Genomic DNA, 17960 nt, shown 5'->3' on the forward strand with positions numbered 1-17960 from the left:
CGCTGGCCCCATACTTCGACTGTTCTTACGGTATTCGCCGTGATCGGAAGCTTCGCTGCGAACGGTGACTATCATCATACAATGACGGTTACGACGGCTGTGCGGGAAAGTCCGGATCCTTTTTTACTCGATCGGCTTCATCTGCATCCGTTCGTCCCGATGGAATGCCTGTCGAGGTCGTCGATACCGGATCCGATGCCGGAAAGGTATCTTCGAGACCTTTGTCGAGGGGCCCTCTGGCGGCCTCTTTGCGCTGTTCGGCCTGTTCCTGTTTCATGGATTCGACGGCTGGCGACTTGGGTGAGAGATTGGTCATTCATGTTCCTCCAGTGTCCAGATTAATCCTCCTGGTCGCCGGAAGTTCCGTCGCTGGACGTCTTTCGTTGTTGATGAGGGCGTTCTGCCGTTCGGAAGGCTTTAATTTTCAGCCCGAAATCTGGTTCAATTCTCATGGAACGCAGCGCGTTCGCCTGGCATTTATTCGCGACATGCTTGAAACCGTCTAGAGGCAGCGGAACAATCATCGTCATGGCGTGTTTCCTCCTTGTACCTGAAACTGGATGAAAACCTCGGAGGAACTCCATGAAAAAATTGGCTTTTGGCCTCGCGTTCGTGTGTCTTACGGCTACCGCAGGCTTGGCGCAGAGCGAGACGCCCAAGACATCCCAGACAACTCCCGCGGTTTCCACCTCAGGTGAAACCAATCCCGGCGCACCCGTCGCGGGCAAGAACAGTTTCACCGAGTCTCAGGCAAAATCGCGGATGGAAGAGGCAGGATACCAAGACGTATCCGGACTGAAGCTCGACGACCAGGGCGTATGGCGGGCAACAGCTTCGAAGGATGGAAAGCAGGGAAATGTCTCTCTGGACTTCCAGGGCAACATCGTCATGGCGAAATAATTGCCCTGTTATGCCCTACCGATATAACAACGAAGAGGAAATACCCATGAGAATCGTGAGCGGACTTTATGACAGCTATGACGATGCGCGAACGGTCGTGAAGGCCCTGGAAAATGCAGGAATATCTTCAGACCAAATAAGCATTGTGTCCCGCAAGGATGGGAAGGAAAAGGTTGAAGGACAGGGCAACGATGCCGCTGAAGGCGCCGGAGCCGGTGCTGGCATCGGCGCTGTTGCGGGTGGAGCAGGCGGCCTTCTGGCAGGGCTCGGCATGCTCGCGATTCCCGGCGTCGGACCTGTCGTGGCGGCGGGTTGGCTAGCCGCGACCGCTGCAGGTGCTGTTGCAGGTGCCGTTGTCGGTGGAGCAGCCGGTGGCATCGTAGGTGCGTTGATTGCATCTGGCGTTCCTGAAAAGGATGCTCATATGTATGCGGAGGGCGTGAGGCGTGGAGGGTCTGTCGTGACGGCAAAGGTGGAAGACGACAAGATCGTTACCGCGCAGACGGTCCTCAACAACTCGCGAGCCGTTGATCTCGAAGACCGGCGGGCGAGATACAGTGCCGAGGGGTGGTCGCGCTTCGATGAGGCCGCTGAGCCTTACACACCCGATCAAATTGCCGCCGAGCGCGGACGCTACGGTATCGACCCGCGCGCTTGATCGACTTTGGAGGGGCGGCCTACAAGGCCGTTTCTCTGTTCCGCCAAGCTTCATCGTTAGTTGTCCGCAACCCGTCTTCCCGATGTTGCAGCGACCTGGAGCGGCAGACGGGAACGGCACAAGGATCTAAGATCTAACTATGCACCGGTGTTCATTTATGTCGCCCTTGATCACCGTGCGCATTCAATTGCATTCACTTGCGCGACTATCTTTTCATATTTTCTGTAACTAAGCCTCCTAATCGGACGTGATGAAGTGGCTTTCCAAGGGACATCTGCAAGGAATCATGTGTCGCACGTCGCGTCATGCAAGGACCGCTGCATGGTTACACTGTTTCATAGCGCCTTTTCCGCCTTGGAACCCTCATTGACGGGCGGACATTGAGGTGCATCAGAAGTTTCGGCCTAACGCTATTCACGCCTTTTGGCAGAAGCAGCTTTAATGGCTGGAACAAGAAGTGGCTTGATTGCCAGCGCCACCAGACCGAAAGGCAGTCTGCGAAGGTATTGTCCCATCAGGAATGCTCCCAACGAAGCCCCGGATAATTTTAGCCATGGGTAGTCTCCTAACTGGTCGTGAGCAGAAGCGTCCATCCATCGAACGCTGCCCAAAGCGATAATCCCGGCCTGTCGTTTGATAATTCGAAAGCGAGCTTGCATGATCGCGATTTCAATCTGGAGTTCCCGCAACTGCAGCTCAAGCCGTTCCCGAGAAGTGATCTCTTCCAGGGCTCCAAGACCAATGGCGTCCTCCCGGGCAATTGCTGAAGCCTCGGACTCGCTGTTTCCCACGGGATTGGTATGCAAGTTGTGGCTCTGAGCCATGGTGTACGTCTCCCTTTTGTCCGAATGATCGCCAGGCAATGCTTCCCGCTGCGGTCGCAGGAAAGTTGCCTGAAATGATCTCATTTCAGCTACCGCAACAATCCCTGCCCGCCATCGACAAATACCGGCGTGCCAGTGATGTGAGCGGCTGCATCGCCAAGCAAGAATTCAATAGTATTGGCGACATCAATGGCCGTTCCGGGTTTGCCTTCAGTCATCGGTATGCTGCCTTCCGGCCAGATAACCGGAATCTCTGTTTGCATTTTTATGGCGTATCTCTGTGCTCGTTCCGATGTTAGTTGCAATCGCGCCGGGACAGACGGCATTGATGCGGATGTGGTGACGGCCGAGCTCCAGTGAGAGCTGTTGGACGATAGCGATCTGCGCAGCCTTTGTCGCGCTGTAAGCCGTCGCGCCGGGGCTTGTGAACGTTCGTACACCATTAATGGAAGAAACAATGACAATGGCGCCGCCGCCTGCCTTCTTCAACAAGGGGACTGTTTTGTTCAAGGTCAGATAGGTTCCGCGAAGATTGACACGAATAGTTGTATCCCACTCCTCTGCCTTGATATCGTCAATCGGCGCCCAGACGCCGTTAATTCCGGCGTTGGCGACGACGGCCTGAAGGCTGCCAAACTTCTCGGATACGCACCGGATGGCGCGATCGAGATCAGGTTCGCTGGCGATATCAGCGGGAATACCAATAACTCTACTGCCTGTTCGCTCTAAGCGCTGGCAGGCGCTCGCAATCGCGGAGCGATCGATATCGACAAGAGCGAGGTCATAACCAGCTTCAACAAGGCGCTGTGCGGTTGCAAGTCCTATTCCGGAAGCCGCCCCGGTTACCAATGCGACGCGCCGTGTCATACGTCAGCCTTTGCTAGCGGAGTGGCCATGTTGCAAGACATGATCACCGGCAATCGATGAAAAGAGGTGGTCTGACCACGCGCTTAGCGTGTCATGCCCCAAGCGAATCCGATGGCGATGGCCGTAACCATTATCGCGATCGGTCGTTCGCGAATCCTTTGCTTGATCTCGCTTAAGAGGCCCCCCTCGTCAGATAAGGAAGAAGTACCGCCGCGCGAGGTCGCGGCGGGATCGGATCGGAGGATTTGGGTCGCTGCTCCATAAAGCGCCGGAGTGCCGTTCTTCGCCGCATTTTTGTTGAGAAGCTTAACGTTCTTCAAGACTTCTCCAGGAGTAGCGATGGGAAGCTTGTCCTCGAAAGTATCCACGTGATGATGCGCCTCGCCTTTTTTCGCTTCCTCAGAGGAGATAGACATCGACGAGGCAGTCGTATGTGTCGCGGAAACGGGATCGGAAGCTGGAAACGTGTCCCTAAGCCCCTTGTCAAGTTCGCTTTCGGGCGCCTGCTCTCGCTGCTCCTCGCGTTCGTTCAAGAAGGATTGAACTGCACGGGAATTCTTTTGTTTGGGCATGTCTCCGGCTCCATTCGTGCCATCAGATTTTTGATCTTAACTGATCTGAATTCATTTAGTGCGCTGTAACTTACTGGCTTGATTATCTACGCGGTTGGCGCGCCGCGACGAGCAAGTCCTCCTCCTCGTCGCGCTGACGACCGCCAAGAGCTGCTGCCGCCGATGCGATGAATGCGCCGACCAGCAAAGAGAGAGAACCGACCAGCGCGGTGGTTGCACCTGTCTTTCTTGCCTTGTCTGCCGCTTCCTTCGCTGTCGACTTGGCGTCATCGATCTGCTTGAGCACAGTATCGACGCGATTTCGGGCATCGGCGTCGGAAAGACCGGTACGGGCGGAAATGATCGCCGCGATATAGGACTTGTCTCCGTCCGGAATTTGTCCACTTGCCGCACTTTGCAAAAGAATTCTCGAGATTTCCGCCGCTGCTGCCCGATCGTCGGATTGAGCACGGTCGGAGACCTTGGTGGGCCGGAGCAGGGCGTCAGTAAAATAGGCGGTCGAATCCGCGCTGGTCGCTGGTGTTGCAGAAGCGGCCAGGCTACCTGCGGTCTCGGCGACCTGTCCCACCGCATTGAGCGATGCGCCGGCCAGTGAAGTCAGCGAAGAGGCGAGAAATCCCGCGACGAATACAGTTGCCAACGCCCAGCTGAGAAATCCGTGCGCTGTGTCGCGAAAGAAAACCTCATCCGAATGGACTTCAACCCATTTCGTGCGAAGGCGGCCAGTCAGGTAGCCGCCGATTGCCGACGACAGCCATTGAACCACCACCAGCCAGATGGCGGCCGTGACGCCAATGGTGGTCGCTGAGCTGCTTTGGCCAGACCAAGGAGATACCATCGTCAGGCCGACGCCAGACCCGAGGAGCAACAGAATGAGGGTAATGCCGGTTGCGGCGAGGCCGCCACCGATAATCGGCCCCCAGACAATGGCGGGTTTGGACGACTCCACCGCAAGCGCTTCTGCGGGCACGTCTTCGATAGAGGACATTAACTCCTCCTATCGCGTGAAGAGAACGAGAAGAATGACGATCGGCAGGGGAATGCCGAGAAGCCAAAGCAGAATACCTCGACCCATTTGAATATCCTCCAGGCGTGAACTCACGCCAATTGCAACGGCGAGCGAGGGAATTTGTTCCAGCATGGGCGGTACTTTGCGTTGCTTGCCAACGCGGATCTTGTGGTGGTTTCGCCCGGCAAAATCAAACCATCAGACGGTCGCTCTTTCAAAAGCTCCAATTGTGGTAATCGAGGCAGCCTTCCCGCTTCGATCCATAGCGAAAATGACAAACGCGGAAAAGGTGGCGGCACAGGATTTGGTATTCGCTCTGAAGCCCAAATCTTTTGCTTTCTGGACCCGCTGACACTGCGGGAATTTCGCAGAGCGGGTGCCGATGAAACGGCCGAACAGCCGGTCGAGCTGTGACAGCTTGTGTTGTGTTAGCCGATCCTCTCTCGATTTATATTTCCGGCGCCACAGCTGCCGTCGCTGGCGGCAAGCCACTGCTATAAGGGTGCGCGTTCGGGCTTATCGCGGTAGGTTAAATGGGGCATTTTTTGCCTGAGAGACTGAGCGCTCGGAACAAATCGCCTTTGGCAAAGTTGATGTTGCAAAGACAGCGCAAAGGTCTTTTTCAGCGACATTAGGTGGCACTATGAAAGTATTAATCGTTGAGGACGAAGCTTTAATTGCATTGCATCTCAAGACGATCGCGACCGACGCAGGCTTTGTGGCGCTGGGACCCGCGACGACAATGGAGCAAGCGCTCGCTTATGGTCCCCAAGCCGATATCGCTTTGATCGACGTCGGTCTTGCTGACGGAAAAAGCGGTTTGCAGCTCGCCCGCCGCCTGATTGATCGGTATCATACGACGATCATCTTTGTTACTGGCGCTCCAGAAGCGTTGCGAAATGGTCTATCAGGTGTATTCGCGATAATAGCAAAGCCGTTTGTCGATGAGAATATAGTCGATCTGTTGCGATCCGCGAACGCTACTCGTCTCGCAGGTGGCCGTACAGTCGTGGAATGAAAAATTGCCTACTTTGATTAAAGTTGCGATATCATATACAGCCGTTGCTGCTTTCCGCCGTTCGGGATGAAGGCTCCGGATGTCGGTCCATGGATCAATTTCTCCGTTCTCGATATACCCAAAGGCAAAGACCTGCTGTCCCGTTATGAAGGTCAGGGCCCGCGCCATCACCTTCGCAGACAAGGTCATCGACCTGTAGGCCGGCTCCACGCCCGCCGACCTCTATCTCAATGACGGGGCGACCGGTGGTACGTTCATCTCGGCAGACCTGGTGGTGTATCTCCGCCCCATGGTCGGCAATCAACGTATCAAAGACGGACCGCAGTTCGAACGCTGACCTCATGCCGGCGACGTAGAGAAGTGTAATTGCCGATGACCAGGGTACATGTGTGACTTTTGGTAGACGATATGAAAGAATTCGGTCAAGCTCACTTCGGCCCATTGCAGGGGCAAAGTGCCTGTCGATAAAACGACCGTCACAAGATCCACGGATCGATGATTTCAAAAGTGGCTTGTTGGTGGAGAAAGGCGTTAAAGCCAGGCGGCAGATTTCCGGCTCAAAATGCGGCAGCCTACGCGTAGCTATCGCAATGGGCCTAAATTACCAAACGAGCGGCACAACCATTTTCCCGTTCGAGTGCTTACCGTGTACGGGGGGCGGCCTGCGCGGAGGAGCCGAGAGCAAAGGAGCAACTTGCAACAATCATCGCGGTTTTGTTCATGGCGATACCTCCTTGATTGAGCGAAGGACAATGCCGAGTCGCTTAGTTCGTTCATCGCGCGAATCGAGAAACTTGAGTCACAGATAGGCCGATGGCTTGGGAACGCCCGAAGCGGGGGCTTCGCGAAAGCGAGCTTTCATCAATGCATCTGCCGCAGACCAACGCACCGTTCGCCCACAAACCATCGTCATGGCAGGCCACGAGCCTTACTGCAGTTTACGTGAATATTTTACGAGTCGTGTCAGCACATTCCGTCTCCTGCCGTATGGTGCGAGATCGACGTCACTTACCAGCCTCGCTCCGCCTTCACGCTTCTCAAGTGTGATCTTCCGGCTGTGAAATACCTCCAGTTCGGCGCGGTGAGCCACGCTTACAATGGTAGCGTCGGGTAGCTCCTCGATGAGCATTTCCATGATCTTGTCCTGGGTCTTCTCGTCGAGCGCGGAAGTCGCCTCATCCAGCACGATGATATCGGAGTCGTTGAGCAGCAGGCGTGCGAACGCCAGTCGCTGCTTCTCGCCGCCGGACAATGTGTGGTCCCACGGGGCTTCGTCGTCGATTTTATCAGTGAGATGAGCCAAGCCGACCTTCTCGAGAGCGGCTTTAATGTCTTCCACCGTGCGGCTGTCAGCTGGCTGAGGATATGCGACGGCACGTCGGAGTGTCCCCGAGGGAATGTACGGCCGCTGGGGGAGCATGAACAACTGCCTGTCAGCGTGAAAATTGACGCTTCCGCTGCCCCACGGCCATAAGCCGGCGATGGCCCGCACCAGGGTGCTCTTACCCGACCCGGATTCACCAGCGACCAGAACACGCTCACCTGGACCGACCTCGACCTGTGTCTCCTTGACGACAGCGGTGCCGTCACCGAGAGAAACCGAGACGTCGTTCAAACTGAGCATTGCCTCACCTTCTGTTTCGCCGCGCTTGATCCGATCAAGCGAGTCACTTTGTTCCGCGCGTTCCAATCCGTCGAGCGACATCATGAGAGAAGCAACGCGCCGTGCGCACGCGTTCCAGTCGGCGAGACGGGGATAGTTGTCGACCAGCCACCCAAACGCGCTTTGGACGATAGTGAAGGCGGATGCTGCCTGCATCACCTGCCCAAGCGACATGCTGCCGTCGAGAAACTTGGAAGCGCAGAGCAGCACCGGGACAACAGGCGCGATCAGCATCGATCCATGCGAAACAAGCGTAGTTCGCATGTACTGATGCGCGAGCCGCCGCCACTGTTGGCGGACATTGGCGAACGTCTTGTCCAGGTCGTTTCGTTCCTCCTCCTCGCCGCCGAGGAGGGCGATGCTCTCGCCGTTTTCGCGCACTCGGGTCAGGGTGTAGCGAAACTCGGCCTCGACCTGATTCTTCGCTTCGGAAACTCGGACGAATCTCCTGCCGATGAATGTTATCGAACCTGAGGTTACAACCGCATAAATGACGGCCGTTACGACGAGGAAGCCTGGTATGGTGATGACCGTTCCTCCGATGGGCAGGCTCATAGCCCCGCCGATGGTCCACAGGACGACGATAAAAGTGGACGCCGACACGAACGCCGCGATTACGCCGGCGACAAAGTCGACCGGAGACTCGGTCGCGATGCGCATATCTTCCGAGAGTCGCGCTTCTGGATTTTGGTGATCTCCACTTATGAGATTGAGCTGATAGTAGCGGCCGTTCGCCAGCCAGCGAGCGATCAATGCCTTCGTCAGCCAAGAGCGCCAGCGCCGCTGAATCAGCATGCGCACGTGGACCTGGACGGTGACGACCGCGACGCTTCCAAGGACGAGCGGCGGAAACACCGCGCCAAGAAAGTAGACTGTCGACGCATTGCGCTGCTCGATGGCGTCGAAGAGACCGCGGTTCCAGACATTGATGCCGTACTGGAAGCTGACATTGATTGCGATCAAGAGGAACAATCCGATCGACGACGGCCAGGCAGATCGGTCGCCGTCCCATCCCCAATATCCGCGACCGCTCACCCAGAAGCGCTTCAGCAGATAGGCTTTGCGCGCCTCTTCCGTCTGCTCAGGCGTCAAGGCGCCTTTGGTGTCTGCCGTTTCAATTGTCGGTGGGGTTTCCAACCTAGAACCTTTCCATTTCTTCGACTTTAATTCTTAGAGTCTCGCGATCGCCCTATCAGCGTTACAAACACCGACATCCCGCTGTCGCAAAGTTTGGAACGGTCGGTCGCATCTCTGAAAACAGAGGCTATACGATAATGAAAGCCAAGAGGCTGGCAGATCGGGAGGCTCGCCGCGACGATCAAATGCCTCGCGAGAACAGGGATAGCGCCAAAACAATTGCTCGATGCGGTGCGCGGCGAGCAGCTGGCTGTGACAAAGAAGGCGCTCGCTTAAGCTGCGTTCTGAGCGGTCATTTTTGCGGCGGAAGAAGAAACTGGCGATGTGACGGACCTGCACGAATTGGCGATGAGAGCGCGTGATCAAAACGACGGGCGCCGATGACAGGGCGCCTGGATCTAGTTAAGGCGAAAAAAGCCCAGCATTGCCGGATGTTCGGCTCAATCGCGGTGCTCAGGTATGTGCTTCAACTGGTCTTTTGTCCAGCTGGTGACCGCGTGCACGTATCCGCCTTCATCGCGTATGACGTTGAGATCGCCAATTGAGACTGCGACAGGCTTGGCGCCTCCTTCGAGAAAGCCGCCGACGTCGATGACGACGGTTGCGGCCATGCCGCTGCCATGAACATGGTCAATCTTGCCGACTTTACGGTCGTCGACGCCATAGACAGCCGCACCTTCGAGATTGCCCGCATTGAGCTGATGCGGGCTTAAACGAACATGATTGGAATAATCCATGATTTCTCCTCCGTTTAACTGCGAAGGAAACCGCGATAGCCGCAGGTCGTTCCAACGCTATGCAGAAGGCAGGCGGCTATGCAGCCGTCTGCCGAATAGCGATCACTTCTTCAGCTTGGAATAGTCAAATTTCGGCGCCTTGGAGAGATCGTCCTTGTTCGTATCGACGTAAGCCTTCCAGGTGCCGTTATCGTTGGCGAGCGCCAAGGAGGCGGGATCGATGACGATGTAGCTTTCACCAATGCCGAGGAAGCCGCCGACGCTTGCGACAACGCCGATCACAGACTTGCCGTCGCCGATGACGATATCGGAAATCTCGCCGACGTCCTCATTGGCCTTGTTGTAGATGTCGACGCCAATGAGCTTCGATGTGACGAGGTCGACATCCTTGATCTCAACATACTTGAGGGGCATCGTTGCGGCGTTCCCGATGGTGATGCCCGGGCCAGCCATCATAGCGTTGGAGCCGGTTGCGACTGTCTGCTGGGCGACGACGACACCCGTAAGGGAAAGCGAAACGGCGGCGGCGATAATCAAGGTCTTCATTGGTGCTCCTGTGAAATTGTCCCCGCACGGCAGTGCGGGCTTCAAGAAATGCATATGACTCTTCGAAGTTCCGCACGAACGATAAATAACGATAAGAATTGCAGTCGCAAAGCTAGGCGAGCGCGATTGCACGGCGCAGCGGCGAAACCAGAAGCTCATCGAGGAATCACCATCGCCCGTTTTGGATGAGACACTTCGGCGTGATCTCGCTAGGGCCGCAGCCGCGCTTTGCCAGTCAGTTGCCTACAGAAATGCGGGAACTGTCGAGTTCGTCTTCGACAACACCGAGCGCAAATTCTACTTCATCGAAATGAACACGCGCATTCAGGTCGAACATCCGGTTTCCGAGATGGTGACGGTATCGACCTCATCAAGCTCCAGCTGCAGATCGCCAGCGGCTTGCCTCTCACATTGCAGCAGGAGGATACCCGTTCAGCGGCCACGCCATCGAATGCCGCATTAACGCAGAGGATCCGAACAATGGATTCGCACCCAGTCCTGGGAAGCTGGCCCGCATCAGGCTGCCCGGCGGATTCGGCGTGCGCATAGATACCCATATCGAGGCCGGCTACGCCATTCCGCCCTTCTACGATTCCATGATCGGTAAGCTAATCTGCTGGGGAAGAGACCGCGACGAGGCAATCGAAAGAATGCTTCGGGTGTTGGATGAACTTGTTGTCGAGAGCGTGACGACAACTGCTGCCTTTCACGCCCGGCTGCTGAACCATCCAAACTTCAGATCGGGAGACTTCAACACTGCTTTCGTTGCGGGTGTTCTTGAAGGTCAGAGCATCACTACGGAGAACGTATAATGTGCGCCTGGTCGCTGCACTCCCTGGCTATTCTCGCGTCCAAAATCTCATCGACAATCAAGGGCTTAGAAAGAAGCGTTGGCCTCTGGAGCAGTAGATTTCCTGGTTTAAGTTATGGTGCCACAGTTCACATCCACCCGAAAGCGCGAGCCAGAAGAAGCGAATGTTGTTTTCAAGAACCCACCTTCGACTAGACAGACTGTCATCATTGCCCGGTTTAATGCTGCAAACGGCGTGCCGCGCGAGGGTTGCCTTTTGAGCATGTTTCTTTCCGAAATACCGAACTTCTTTTCCTGGCATTCTTCTGAGGCATTTAGCTCGTCTAACCTGGCTGATGAAGGAGCCTCGTCGGTGCATAAGTCGATCTATTTGCTATTGCTTGGGAACTTCGTGTTTAGTCTTGATGCCTTCGTTGTTGGGGGATTGCTCCCACGATTCTTTGAAACTTTTGCCGTTTCTCTGCCCGCGGTGAGTATGGCCATGGCCGTCTTACCTCAATCTATAGCCGTAACGAATATTGTCCGTTAGCGCAGTAGCCTAGCCGACCTCCGCATCAACTTCCGAAGCGGATTGTTCGGAAAGTTCCACCATCATGTGTTTGGAAATCTCTCGCGCCTGCACCGCAAGATCCTCAAGACGCGCTCGGATTTCGGCCATATCCATAGTATTGTAATCCTCGACATCATCCATTAGAGCTATCTCCATTAACCAAATGAAATATAACCGAGAATGAGAAAAATCGCAATACGGTTGGATGCAACTCAAACCCCAGCTGACACCGCGGCAGGGCGCCTCTGAGGAGGGCTGATCCCATAGCTGCCGCGCCGTGTCCGGCCCTAACGTGCCGCGGGGTCAGCGCCGAGCATTCGGGCCTCCGCTTCCGGCATGTGCGGGATGATCTCCGGTTCGTCGTCGCGTTCTCGCAGCGCCGCCTCCATGCGTTAAAACGGGGCAATGTAGGCAGGCTCGAATTCCAGCGTCCTGTCGCCGGTGAAGCTCATAGCGAGAAGCGTAAATCCATCTCGGTCCATATCATACGACCGGTCGGTTTGGCCGTTCTGAATGTGGATGTAGGGGGTCTCCCCAAAATTGATGGTGTGGACGGCCCTCCGGGACCGCAGCGCGAGATGATACGATCACCGCGCTCCAGCAATTCAAAGGAACCGCACCATGTCTTTAGAGAATATCGCTGTCGTTGGTCTTGATCTGGCCAAGAACGTTTTTCAGGTACATGCTGTTGATGACACTGGGTGTATCGTTGCTCGCCGCCAGCTCCGCCGAAATCAGTTGCTGCAATTCTTTGAACAGATCCCGCGTTGCCTAGGAGGTGTGGACAGTTACTTGAGCCATAGGATTGTTGCGGCCAGTGCGATCATGGCTCGATAGTTTCGTGCGGTTTTCTCGTACCGTGTGGCGATGCGCCGAAATTGTTTGAGCTTGGAAAAGCAGCACTCGATCAGGTAACGCTGTGCATAGAGTTGCTTGTCGAGCGGATACTTCTTCGCACGAGATGGGTTGTTGGGGATGACGGCTTGCGCGCCTTTGTCTGCGACAGCCTTGCGCAGCCGGTCGCTGTCGTAAGCGGTATCGGCCATGACGACATCGGCTGGCAGGTCTTCGATCAACGCACCGGCTTGCGGTGCGTCGCCTTTCTGGCCGGCGGTGAGAATGAAGCGCACAGGGCATCCGAGACCACGGACCGCCATATGGATTTTGGTGCTCAAGCCGCCGCGAGAGCGGCCAAGGGCTTGATCTTCAGCCCCCTTTTTGCACCAGAGGCGTGCTGGTGGGCGCGGACGATTGTGCTTTCGACGATCAGATATTCGAAATCACTATCACCCGACATCGCCTCGAAGAGACGCCACCAGACGCCCTTTTGGCTCCAGCGGCTGAAGCGCCGAAAGACGCTGTTCCAATCGCCAAACACATCCGGCAGATCACGCCAGGGCGAGCCAGTTCGCACGATCCACAGCACCGCCTCCACGAACATGCGATTGTCACGCCCCGAAGAACCGCGCGTACGATCATCGCCGATAATATGGCGCGACATCTGATCCCATTGGTCATCACGAAGAATCAAACGGTCAAGAACACCCATGACTGCCTCCAAAAGACAGTCTTGAATCACATCATCAACCGTTTGGGAATCCTAAGAGTCCACACCTCCTAGTCGGTATGGAAGCCTGCTCGACTTCTCATTTCTGGGCGCGAGAACTCGGCAAGTTGGGCTTCGAGGTCAAGCTGATGCCGCCAGTCTATGTGAAGCCCTATGTCAAACGCGGGAAGAACGATGCTGCAGACGCCGAGGCGATCTGCGAAGCGGTCACACGCCCTACGATGCGTTTCGTGCCGATCAAGAGCTGCGAGCGGCAAGCACTGCTAATGCAACACAAGACGCGAGATCTACTCGTTCGTCACCGAACTGCGCTCATCAACGCTCTCCGTGGCCACCTCGCGGAATTTGGCATCATTGCTCCGCAAGGAGCGATGGGCGTGAAGACCGCGCTCGAAGCGCTGCATGCGGCAAGAGATGAGCTACCCGCGCCAGCAGTGCTGGCGCTGGAACACATTCGAAACCAACTACAAGAACTCAGTCAGAAGATTGCCGAGTTGGATCGCATTATCATTGCGTGGTGCAGGAGCGACGCGGCCGCCCGTCGCTTGATGACCATCCCTGGCGTAGGTTCACTGACGGCGGCGGCTATCGCCGCTTCGGTCGGGGATGCTGCGGAATTCAGATCGGCACGGCAATTCGCGGCCTGGCTCGGTCTGACGCCACGACAGAACAGCAGTGGCGGGAAAGAACGGCTCGGCCGGATCAGCAAGCAGGGAGATCGAACCATCAGGCGATTGCTGGTGGTCGGAGCGACTGCGGTTGTTCGGCGAGCCCGCCTCGACGCATCTTCATTTCCGTGGATCGCACGGTTGCTGGATCGCAGACCTGCAAGGCTGGTGTCCGTGGCGATCGCAACAAAACCGCGCGCATTGCGTGGGCTATTCTCAGACGGGAGGAAGTGTATCGGCCGGCAACGGCCTGAGGGAATCCCGTTCGGCCATCACCGGTCGGGCGGGGGAATGAAGGACTGAGTTGTGATGGCGAACCGGCTAGGCCGGGGATGGAGTGAAGCCTGGGTGCCCCCAGCGCTTTGAGCGCGCAAAATTGGCTCTCCGTCCGCGGACTTCATCATGGCCAGCAGCACCGACGCTGCGCATATAGGCCGGACACATGACTGAACCTGATTGGTCGCTGCCAGAAATATAGTCTTGCATTCCACGGGCCGTCCACACATGGGGCCACCCCTATGTACGAGGTCATCGATCGATCTCTTTACGTCGTGGTGGTTCTTCCCAAAATAAGCAGCCACATCCCGGCTGTTGGCTACGCATCTCCGTCCTTCACGGACAGAACGGGAAATCTGATTCCTTCAGTCATGTCGTGGTCTTGAATCGGGCGGCCGGAGCAAAGCCCCTCGCTCCGGCGACAGGTCGATAGGGATGACCCGTCAGACAGTACTTCTCGATAACTGCCACGCCCGCGCCTCATAGGCAAGCGGATCATTGCACGCTGAAATAGTCGTTTCAATCCTGTTGGTTCATCGCAAAGCCATGCCGACATTTAGGGTGGCCGCAGGCGATAGCATTCGCACAACGGCTATGTTTGGGGTTGGAGACTCATCCGATAGGGAACAGGAGCGTCCCAGCGCACCCTTGCCTTGTAGGCTCGAGGACAATTGCACGCTCACTGCGCGCGTTCAATCTCGCTCACAGAGAAGTGAATTTAACCAGTTGAAATCAGGTGCCCGATGCTCTGAGGATTACACCGGCAGCGGGAGGGGCTTGGCCAGCGTCCCACCGGATAAAATATGCAACGTTTTATCACACCTGTGCCTTATAGGCGACAGGATCATCGCACGCTGGACAGGCGTACTCAAGCCTTTACCGTTTGACTTTCTCCATCCTGCAGCTCGAGCGTCTGGCTCGCTGCAGAACCACCGCTTACCGTCAATAGGATCTATCCGGGTCATAGCGTAAAACTTCTGACCCGGGACATGATAGATACGCTCGCCAGTGTCGATGCTGATATTACCCTTGATATTGCACGCCGGATCGATGGTCTCCATGACACGCTTAGCAACAGGCTGCGGAATCAAGGTATATCCTCCTGCAGCCGTAAAAGGTGCCGCTGAAACCAGTACCACCAGTGCGGCAAATTTGGGCATCTATACATCTCCCGAATTTCGGGAATTTAGCAAATGCCGCTTTCGTTTGAGTTGAGCGGATAAATCAAAATCTACTGATCTCCCAGGACATCCCATGAAACTGAAACTCGTGCCCAAGCCGGGGCGGGCGCTTTGGCGTGCTTACTCCATGTGGCCGGTCTATGTCGCCGGGTCATCAAGTCCGGTACGCCCGCAGCTTCTTTCGCCTCCGTCGTTCGGTTGACGATCTTTACGGCACACTTGGCGTCGGCTGTGAGCGGTCCTTCACTTCATGGTGCCGGTAGCTTGTTGCCGCATGTGCCAAGAGAATGCTTCACCAAGGAGATGCGGCGTGTTGCCTCCACGCGCCATCGCTCGCTGGAAATAGTCCAGAAGTGCCTCGCGATAGTCCGGATGGGCGCAGTGCGTAACTATCAGCCCGGCGCGTTCCCGTGGTGCAAGCTCTCGAAGATCCGCCAGGCCGTTTTCCGTGACGATGACGTCGACATCGTGCTCCGTGTGGTCGACATGCGGCACCATTGGCACCACCGATGAAATTCGACCGCCTTTTGCCAGCGACTTGGTGACGAAGATAGATAAATAGGCATTGCGTGCGAAATCACCCGAGCCACCGATGCCGTTCATCATATGGGTTCCGTTCACATGCGTGGAATTGATATTCCCATAAATGTCCACCTCCAAGGCGGTATTGATACCGATGACGCCAAGTCGACGAATGACTTCTGGATGATTGCTGATCTCCTGCGGCCGCAATACCAGCCTGTCCTTATATTTGTGGAATTGGTTGAACACCCGATCACTGCAGGCGGCCGAGAGCGTGATCGACGATGCGGATGCGAATGACAATTTTCCGGCATCGAAGAGATCAAAAGTACTATCCTGCAGCACTTCGCTGTACATGCGCAGATCGCGGAAGGGGCCGTCTGCCAGGCCGGCTAGAACCGAATTGGCGATGGTCCCAATCCCCGCCTGCAATGGCTGGAGAGACAGGTCAAGGCGCCCAATTGCGACTTCTCGCTCGAAGAAATGGATCAGGTGGGCGGCGATCGCCTGCGTTTCGGCATCAGGAGCCTCGACAGTCGAAAAGCTGTCTTTTTCATTCGTGACGACGATGGCAGCGATTTTGTCCGGATCGATCGGCACATAAGGGAAGCCCACCCGACTGTCGCAGGCCACAACCGGGATCGGCACTCGCGTTGGTCGCTTTGTCGGAATGTAGACATCATGAACGCCTTCGAGCGCCAAAGGCTGACTGAGATTGATTTCGACGATGATTTTCTTGGCCAGGATTGCGAAGCTCGCGGAGTTGCCGATCGAGGTGGACGGTACGATCCCGCCGTCTTCCGTGATTGCCGCAGCCTCCACGACTGCATAATCGAGCGGCCCCAACTGATGGGAGCGCAGGTGTTCGACCGTCTCCGACAGGTGCTGGTCGATGAACATGACCTCGCCGCGGTTGATCGCGGCGCGCAAGGTTCTGTCCACCTGAAACGGCATGCGTCGAGCAAGAATTCCCGCCTCGGTCAACATACGATCTATGTCATGGCCAAGAGACGCACCGGTAATGAGGGTGATCTTGAACGGATCGGATTTTGCTTTCTCGACCATGGCGATCGGTACGGCCTTCGCGTCACCCGCTCGGGTGAAGCCACTCATTCCAATGATCATCCCGTCCTTGATCAGGCTTGCGGCGGCTTCTGGCGTTGTGACCTTGTCAAGAAGGGATTTGCGACGGATGCGGTGTCCAAGCATGGCGACCTCTAAAGCGGCGAGGGAAGTAAGAATGCTTTGGAACCCGGCCCGCATTTAGTCAAGCGTGCGTCGTGTCCGAGTTGCCTGATAAAGGCCTGGAATTGCGAGCAAGCCTGATATAGTCCGTCGCTGCCATAGTCGTGGTCAGGTTCATGGCTTTGGTGGATACGAAATCGAATCTCTTTTACTTGCCTCGTCTATACAGACAGACCTATCCGTAGTGCCTGCGAGCGACCGCAGCGGATCGACGTGCGCCCGCCGGTAGAGCTCACAGTTCAATGCGTGGACCGTGCCTATAGGCCGCATCGGCATTTACCGCGAAGCGGAAGATGCCGACCGAACGGACCACCGCCACCGCTGCGCCATCATAGACCAACGAATGACCATAACCGAGTTCCACTGCGCCGCCCGGTGACGACGACTGATATAGCGGCAACGCAGACATACGATGCGTTCTTGCTCTGAAGTGAGTAATCGGAAATAGGGGAACAGCAGGGAGATGAAACGAAAAAGCCCCGCACGAAATCGGCGGGGCAATTGGAGAAACATCGCCCGGGTGGAGTTCGAACGGGCCGGAGAATATTGAACCAGTTCCCCAGCCCGTGTCCAGGTCGGATCGGGCCAATTTGGTACGGTGCGAAAAAGCTGCAGCGTGGCGCTACCACGAAGTTGTGGGAAACGGGAGAATCCCGTCAGATTGTTTCCCACTTCGCCTCAACCCGCAACGCCGGAGCACTCGGATAGTTGAGTTGAGAGAAGTCCCGTCCCCGCTGAAATCTAAAGCGCCGCCCTGCGTCCTGCATATCCTGCTCGTGAGCGCTTGTAAGGCCTCCAGCCAGCTCGCGAGTTCGGCCGGCACCTTCTCGTTTCCGGGGCCGCAGCAAATATGCCGATCGTCAGGTCAAAAAATGCCCCGCCTGATGGCTGGCGGGGCAAGAAAAGTGGGTAAATCCTGTTCAACTGCTAGAAGAGGACCCGCACATTTAGAAAATAGAAACGAATTGAAGTCGAGGCCAAATACCGCCGTTTTGGTACGGTTGAAGCACAAAAGAAGCGCGCCGAAACTGGTTCATCTTGCGTTCATTTAGCGGGTCCTAAAAGTTGCAACGCCGCACCGTCATATGCGGCAGAGACTCGGCGCGGCGGACATCACGAGGACGAAGAGCCGGGTCTCTTTCTGGGGACCCAATGTGAAATTACTCTGTCGATTATTGCGTTCAGTCGCCTTCTTCAAACCTGCCGATA

19 protein-coding genes and 4 pseudogenes are annotated in these 17960 nt (G+C 56.1%); 9 read left to right on the forward strand and 14 right to left on the reverse strand.

What is annotated here, in order from left to right:
- Nucleotides 1-109: 109 nt before the first annotated feature.
- Both GR212_RS27030 and GR212_RS27035 read right to left on the reverse strand, forming a co-directional pair.
- A pseudogene (locus tag GR212_RS27030) lies at nt 110-316 on the reverse strand (hypothetical protein); the annotation flags it as partial.
- A gap of 22 nt (nt 317-338) precedes the next feature.
- Nucleotides 339-530, reverse strand: a complete 192-nt coding sequence (locus tag GR212_RS27035; protein WP_163991312.1) for a hypothetical protein — start codon at nt 528-530, stop codon at nt 339-341.
- Nucleotides 531-582: 52 nt separating this feature from the next.
- Here GR212_RS27035 and GR212_RS27040 point away from each other — a divergent pair, with 52 nt between their 5' ends.
- Both GR212_RS27040 and GR212_RS27045 read left to right on the forward strand, forming a co-directional pair.
- On the forward strand, nt 583-900 hold the full coding sequence (locus tag GR212_RS27040) for a PepSY domain-containing protein (protein ID WP_163991315.1): 318 nt from the start codon (nt 583-585) through the stop codon (nt 898-900).
- A 46-nt stretch (nt 901-946) separates the two neighbouring features.
- Nucleotides 947-1558: a general stress protein gene (locus GR212_RS27045; RefSeq protein ID WP_163991317.1), complete on the forward strand. Its 612-nt coding sequence runs from the start codon at nt 947-949 to the stop codon at nt 1556-1558.
- A gap of 410 nt (nt 1559-1968) precedes the next feature.
- Here the strand turns inward: GR212_RS27045 and GR212_RS27050 are convergent, their stop codons facing one another.
- The 4 genes and pseudogenes from GR212_RS27050 to GR212_RS27065 all read right to left on the reverse strand — a co-directional run bounded on the left by GR212_RS27050 (nt 1969) and on the right by GR212_RS27065 (nt 4809).
- Entirely contained in the window at nt 1969-2382 is a 414-nt protein-coding gene (locus GR212_RS27050; RefSeq protein WP_163991319.1) for a hypothetical protein, read from the reverse strand.
- Nucleotides 2383-2471: 89 nt separating this feature from the next.
- Nucleotides 2472-3249, reverse strand: a pseudogene (locus tag GR212_RS27055) (SDR family oxidoreductase).
- 83 nt (nt 3250-3332) lie between these two features.
- Nucleotides 3333-3821, reverse strand: coding sequence for a hypothetical protein (locus GR212_RS27060; protein ID WP_163991321.1), 489 nt, complete (start codon nt 3819-3821; stop codon nt 3333-3335).
- Between the two features lie 82 nt (nt 3822-3903).
- The gene (locus tag GR212_RS27065; RefSeq protein ID WP_163991323.1) at nt 3904-4809 is read right to left on the reverse strand and encodes a hypothetical protein; all 906 of its coding nucleotides are present in this window, start codon (nt 4807-4809) and stop codon (nt 3904-3906) included.
- A 141-nt stretch (nt 4810-4950) separates the two neighbouring features.
- On the opposite strand from GR212_RS27065, the gene GR212_RS37815 reads away from it, so the two are divergent.
- Together GR212_RS37815 and GR212_RS27075 are read left to right on the forward strand one after the other, a co-directional pair.
- Entirely contained in the window at nt 4951-5244 is a 294-nt protein-coding gene (locus GR212_RS37815) for a hypothetical protein (RefSeq protein WP_163991325.1), read from the forward strand.
- 229 nt (nt 5245-5473) lie between these two features.
- Nucleotides 5474-5848, forward strand: coding sequence for a response regulator (locus GR212_RS27075; RefSeq protein WP_163991327.1), 375 nt, complete (start codon nt 5474-5476; stop codon nt 5846-5848).
- A gap of 928 nt (nt 5849-6776) precedes the next feature.
- On the opposite strand, the gene GR212_RS27080 is transcribed toward GR212_RS27075, so the two are convergent.
- The 3 genes from GR212_RS27080 to GR212_RS27090 all read right to left on the reverse strand — a co-directional run bounded on the left by GR212_RS27080 (nt 6777) and on the right by GR212_RS27090 (nt 9931).
- On the reverse strand, nt 6777-8648 hold the full coding sequence (locus GR212_RS27080) for an ABC transporter ATP-binding protein/permease (RefSeq protein ID WP_163991329.1): 1872 nt from the start codon (nt 8646-8648) through the stop codon (nt 6777-6779).
- Between the two features lie 440 nt (nt 8649-9088).
- Nucleotides 9089-9385 (reverse strand): PRC-barrel domain-containing protein, encoded by a 297-nt coding sequence (locus GR212_RS27085; protein ID WP_163991331.1) that lies wholly within the window; start codon nt 9383-9385, stop codon nt 9089-9091.
- A 102-nt stretch (nt 9386-9487) separates the two neighbouring features.
- Nucleotides 9488-9931, reverse strand: a complete 444-nt coding sequence (locus tag GR212_RS27090; protein WP_163991334.1) for a PRC-barrel domain-containing protein — start codon at nt 9929-9931, stop codon at nt 9488-9490.
- A gap of 157 nt (nt 9932-10088) precedes the next feature.
- Here GR212_RS27090 and GR212_RS37820 point away from each other — a divergent pair, with 157 nt between their 5' ends.
- The 3 genes from GR212_RS37820 (at nt 10089) to GR212_RS27100 (ending at nt 11271) form a co-directional block, all read left to right on the forward strand.
- Complete coding sequence (locus GR212_RS37820) at nt 10089-10394, forward strand: hypothetical protein (RefSeq protein WP_432444411.1); 306 nt, start codon at nt 10089-10091, stop codon at nt 10392-10394.
- Nucleotides 10390-10743, forward strand: coding sequence for a hypothetical protein (locus GR212_RS36955; protein ID WP_348643556.1), 354 nt, complete (start codon nt 10390-10392; stop codon nt 10741-10743). Before GR212_RS37820 ends, GR212_RS36955 begins: the two co-directional genes overlap by 5 nt.
- A 114-nt stretch (nt 10744-10857) precedes the next feature.
- On the forward strand, nt 10858-11271 hold the full coding sequence (locus tag GR212_RS27100; RefSeq protein WP_163991336.1) for a hypothetical protein: 414 nt from the start codon (nt 10858-10860) through the stop codon (nt 11269-11271).
- A gap of 9 nt (nt 11272-11280) precedes the next feature.
- Here the strand turns inward: GR212_RS27100 and GR212_RS27105 are convergent, their stop codons facing one another.
- Together GR212_RS27105 and GR212_RS27110 are read right to left on the reverse strand one after the other, a co-directional pair.
- The gene (locus GR212_RS27105) at nt 11281-11433 is read right to left on the reverse strand and encodes a hypothetical protein (protein WP_163991338.1); all 153 of its coding nucleotides are present in this window, start codon (nt 11431-11433) and stop codon (nt 11281-11283) included.
- A 251-nt stretch (nt 11434-11684) separates the two neighbouring features.
- On the reverse strand, nt 11685-11864 hold the full coding sequence (locus GR212_RS27110; RefSeq protein WP_163991381.1) for a Rha family transcriptional regulator: 180 nt from the start codon (nt 11862-11864) through the stop codon (nt 11685-11687).
- A gap of 49 nt (nt 11865-11913) precedes the next feature.
- Between GR212_RS27110 and GR212_RS37275 the strand changes: the two are divergent.
- Nucleotides 11914-12081: pseudogene (locus GR212_RS37275) on the forward strand (IS110 family transposase); the annotation flags it as partial.
- Here GR212_RS37275 and GR212_RS27115 read toward each other — a convergent pair.
- A protein-coding gene (locus tag GR212_RS27115; RefSeq protein WP_163991340.1) for an IS5 family transposase occupies nt 12081-12841 on the reverse strand; the annotation gives its coding sequence in 2 pieces (ribosomal slippage) (nt 12081-12514 and nt 12514-12841; 762 coding nt in all). The pseudogene GR212_RS37275 and the gene GR212_RS27115 overlap by 1 nt on opposite strands.
- Nucleotides 12842-12879: 38 nt before the next feature.
- Here GR212_RS27115 and GR212_RS37280 point away from each other — a divergent pair.
- A pseudogene (locus GR212_RS37280) lies at nt 12880-13781 on the forward strand (IS110 family transposase); the annotation flags it as partial.
- Nucleotides 13782-14558: 777 nt separating this feature from the next.
- Here GR212_RS37280 and GR212_RS27125 read toward each other — a convergent pair.
- Nucleotides 14559-14963 (reverse strand): sunset domain-containing protein, encoded by a 405-nt coding sequence (locus tag GR212_RS27125; RefSeq protein ID WP_348643553.1) that lies wholly within the window; start codon nt 14961-14963, stop codon nt 14559-14561.
- Nucleotides 14964-15227: 264 nt separating this feature from the next.
- Complete coding sequence (locus tag GR212_RS27130; RefSeq protein WP_163991342.1) at nt 15228-16715, reverse strand: acetyl-CoA hydrolase/transferase family protein; 1488 nt, start codon at nt 16713-16715, stop codon at nt 15228-15230.
- Between the last annotated feature and the right edge of the window lie 1245 nt (nt 16716-17960).

It is taken from the genome of Martinezella lusitana (genome assembly GCF_010668395.1).
Taxonomy (GTDB): domain Bacteria; phylum Pseudomonadota; class Alphaproteobacteria; order Rhizobiales; family Rhizobiaceae; genus Rhizobium; species Rhizobium lusitanum_A.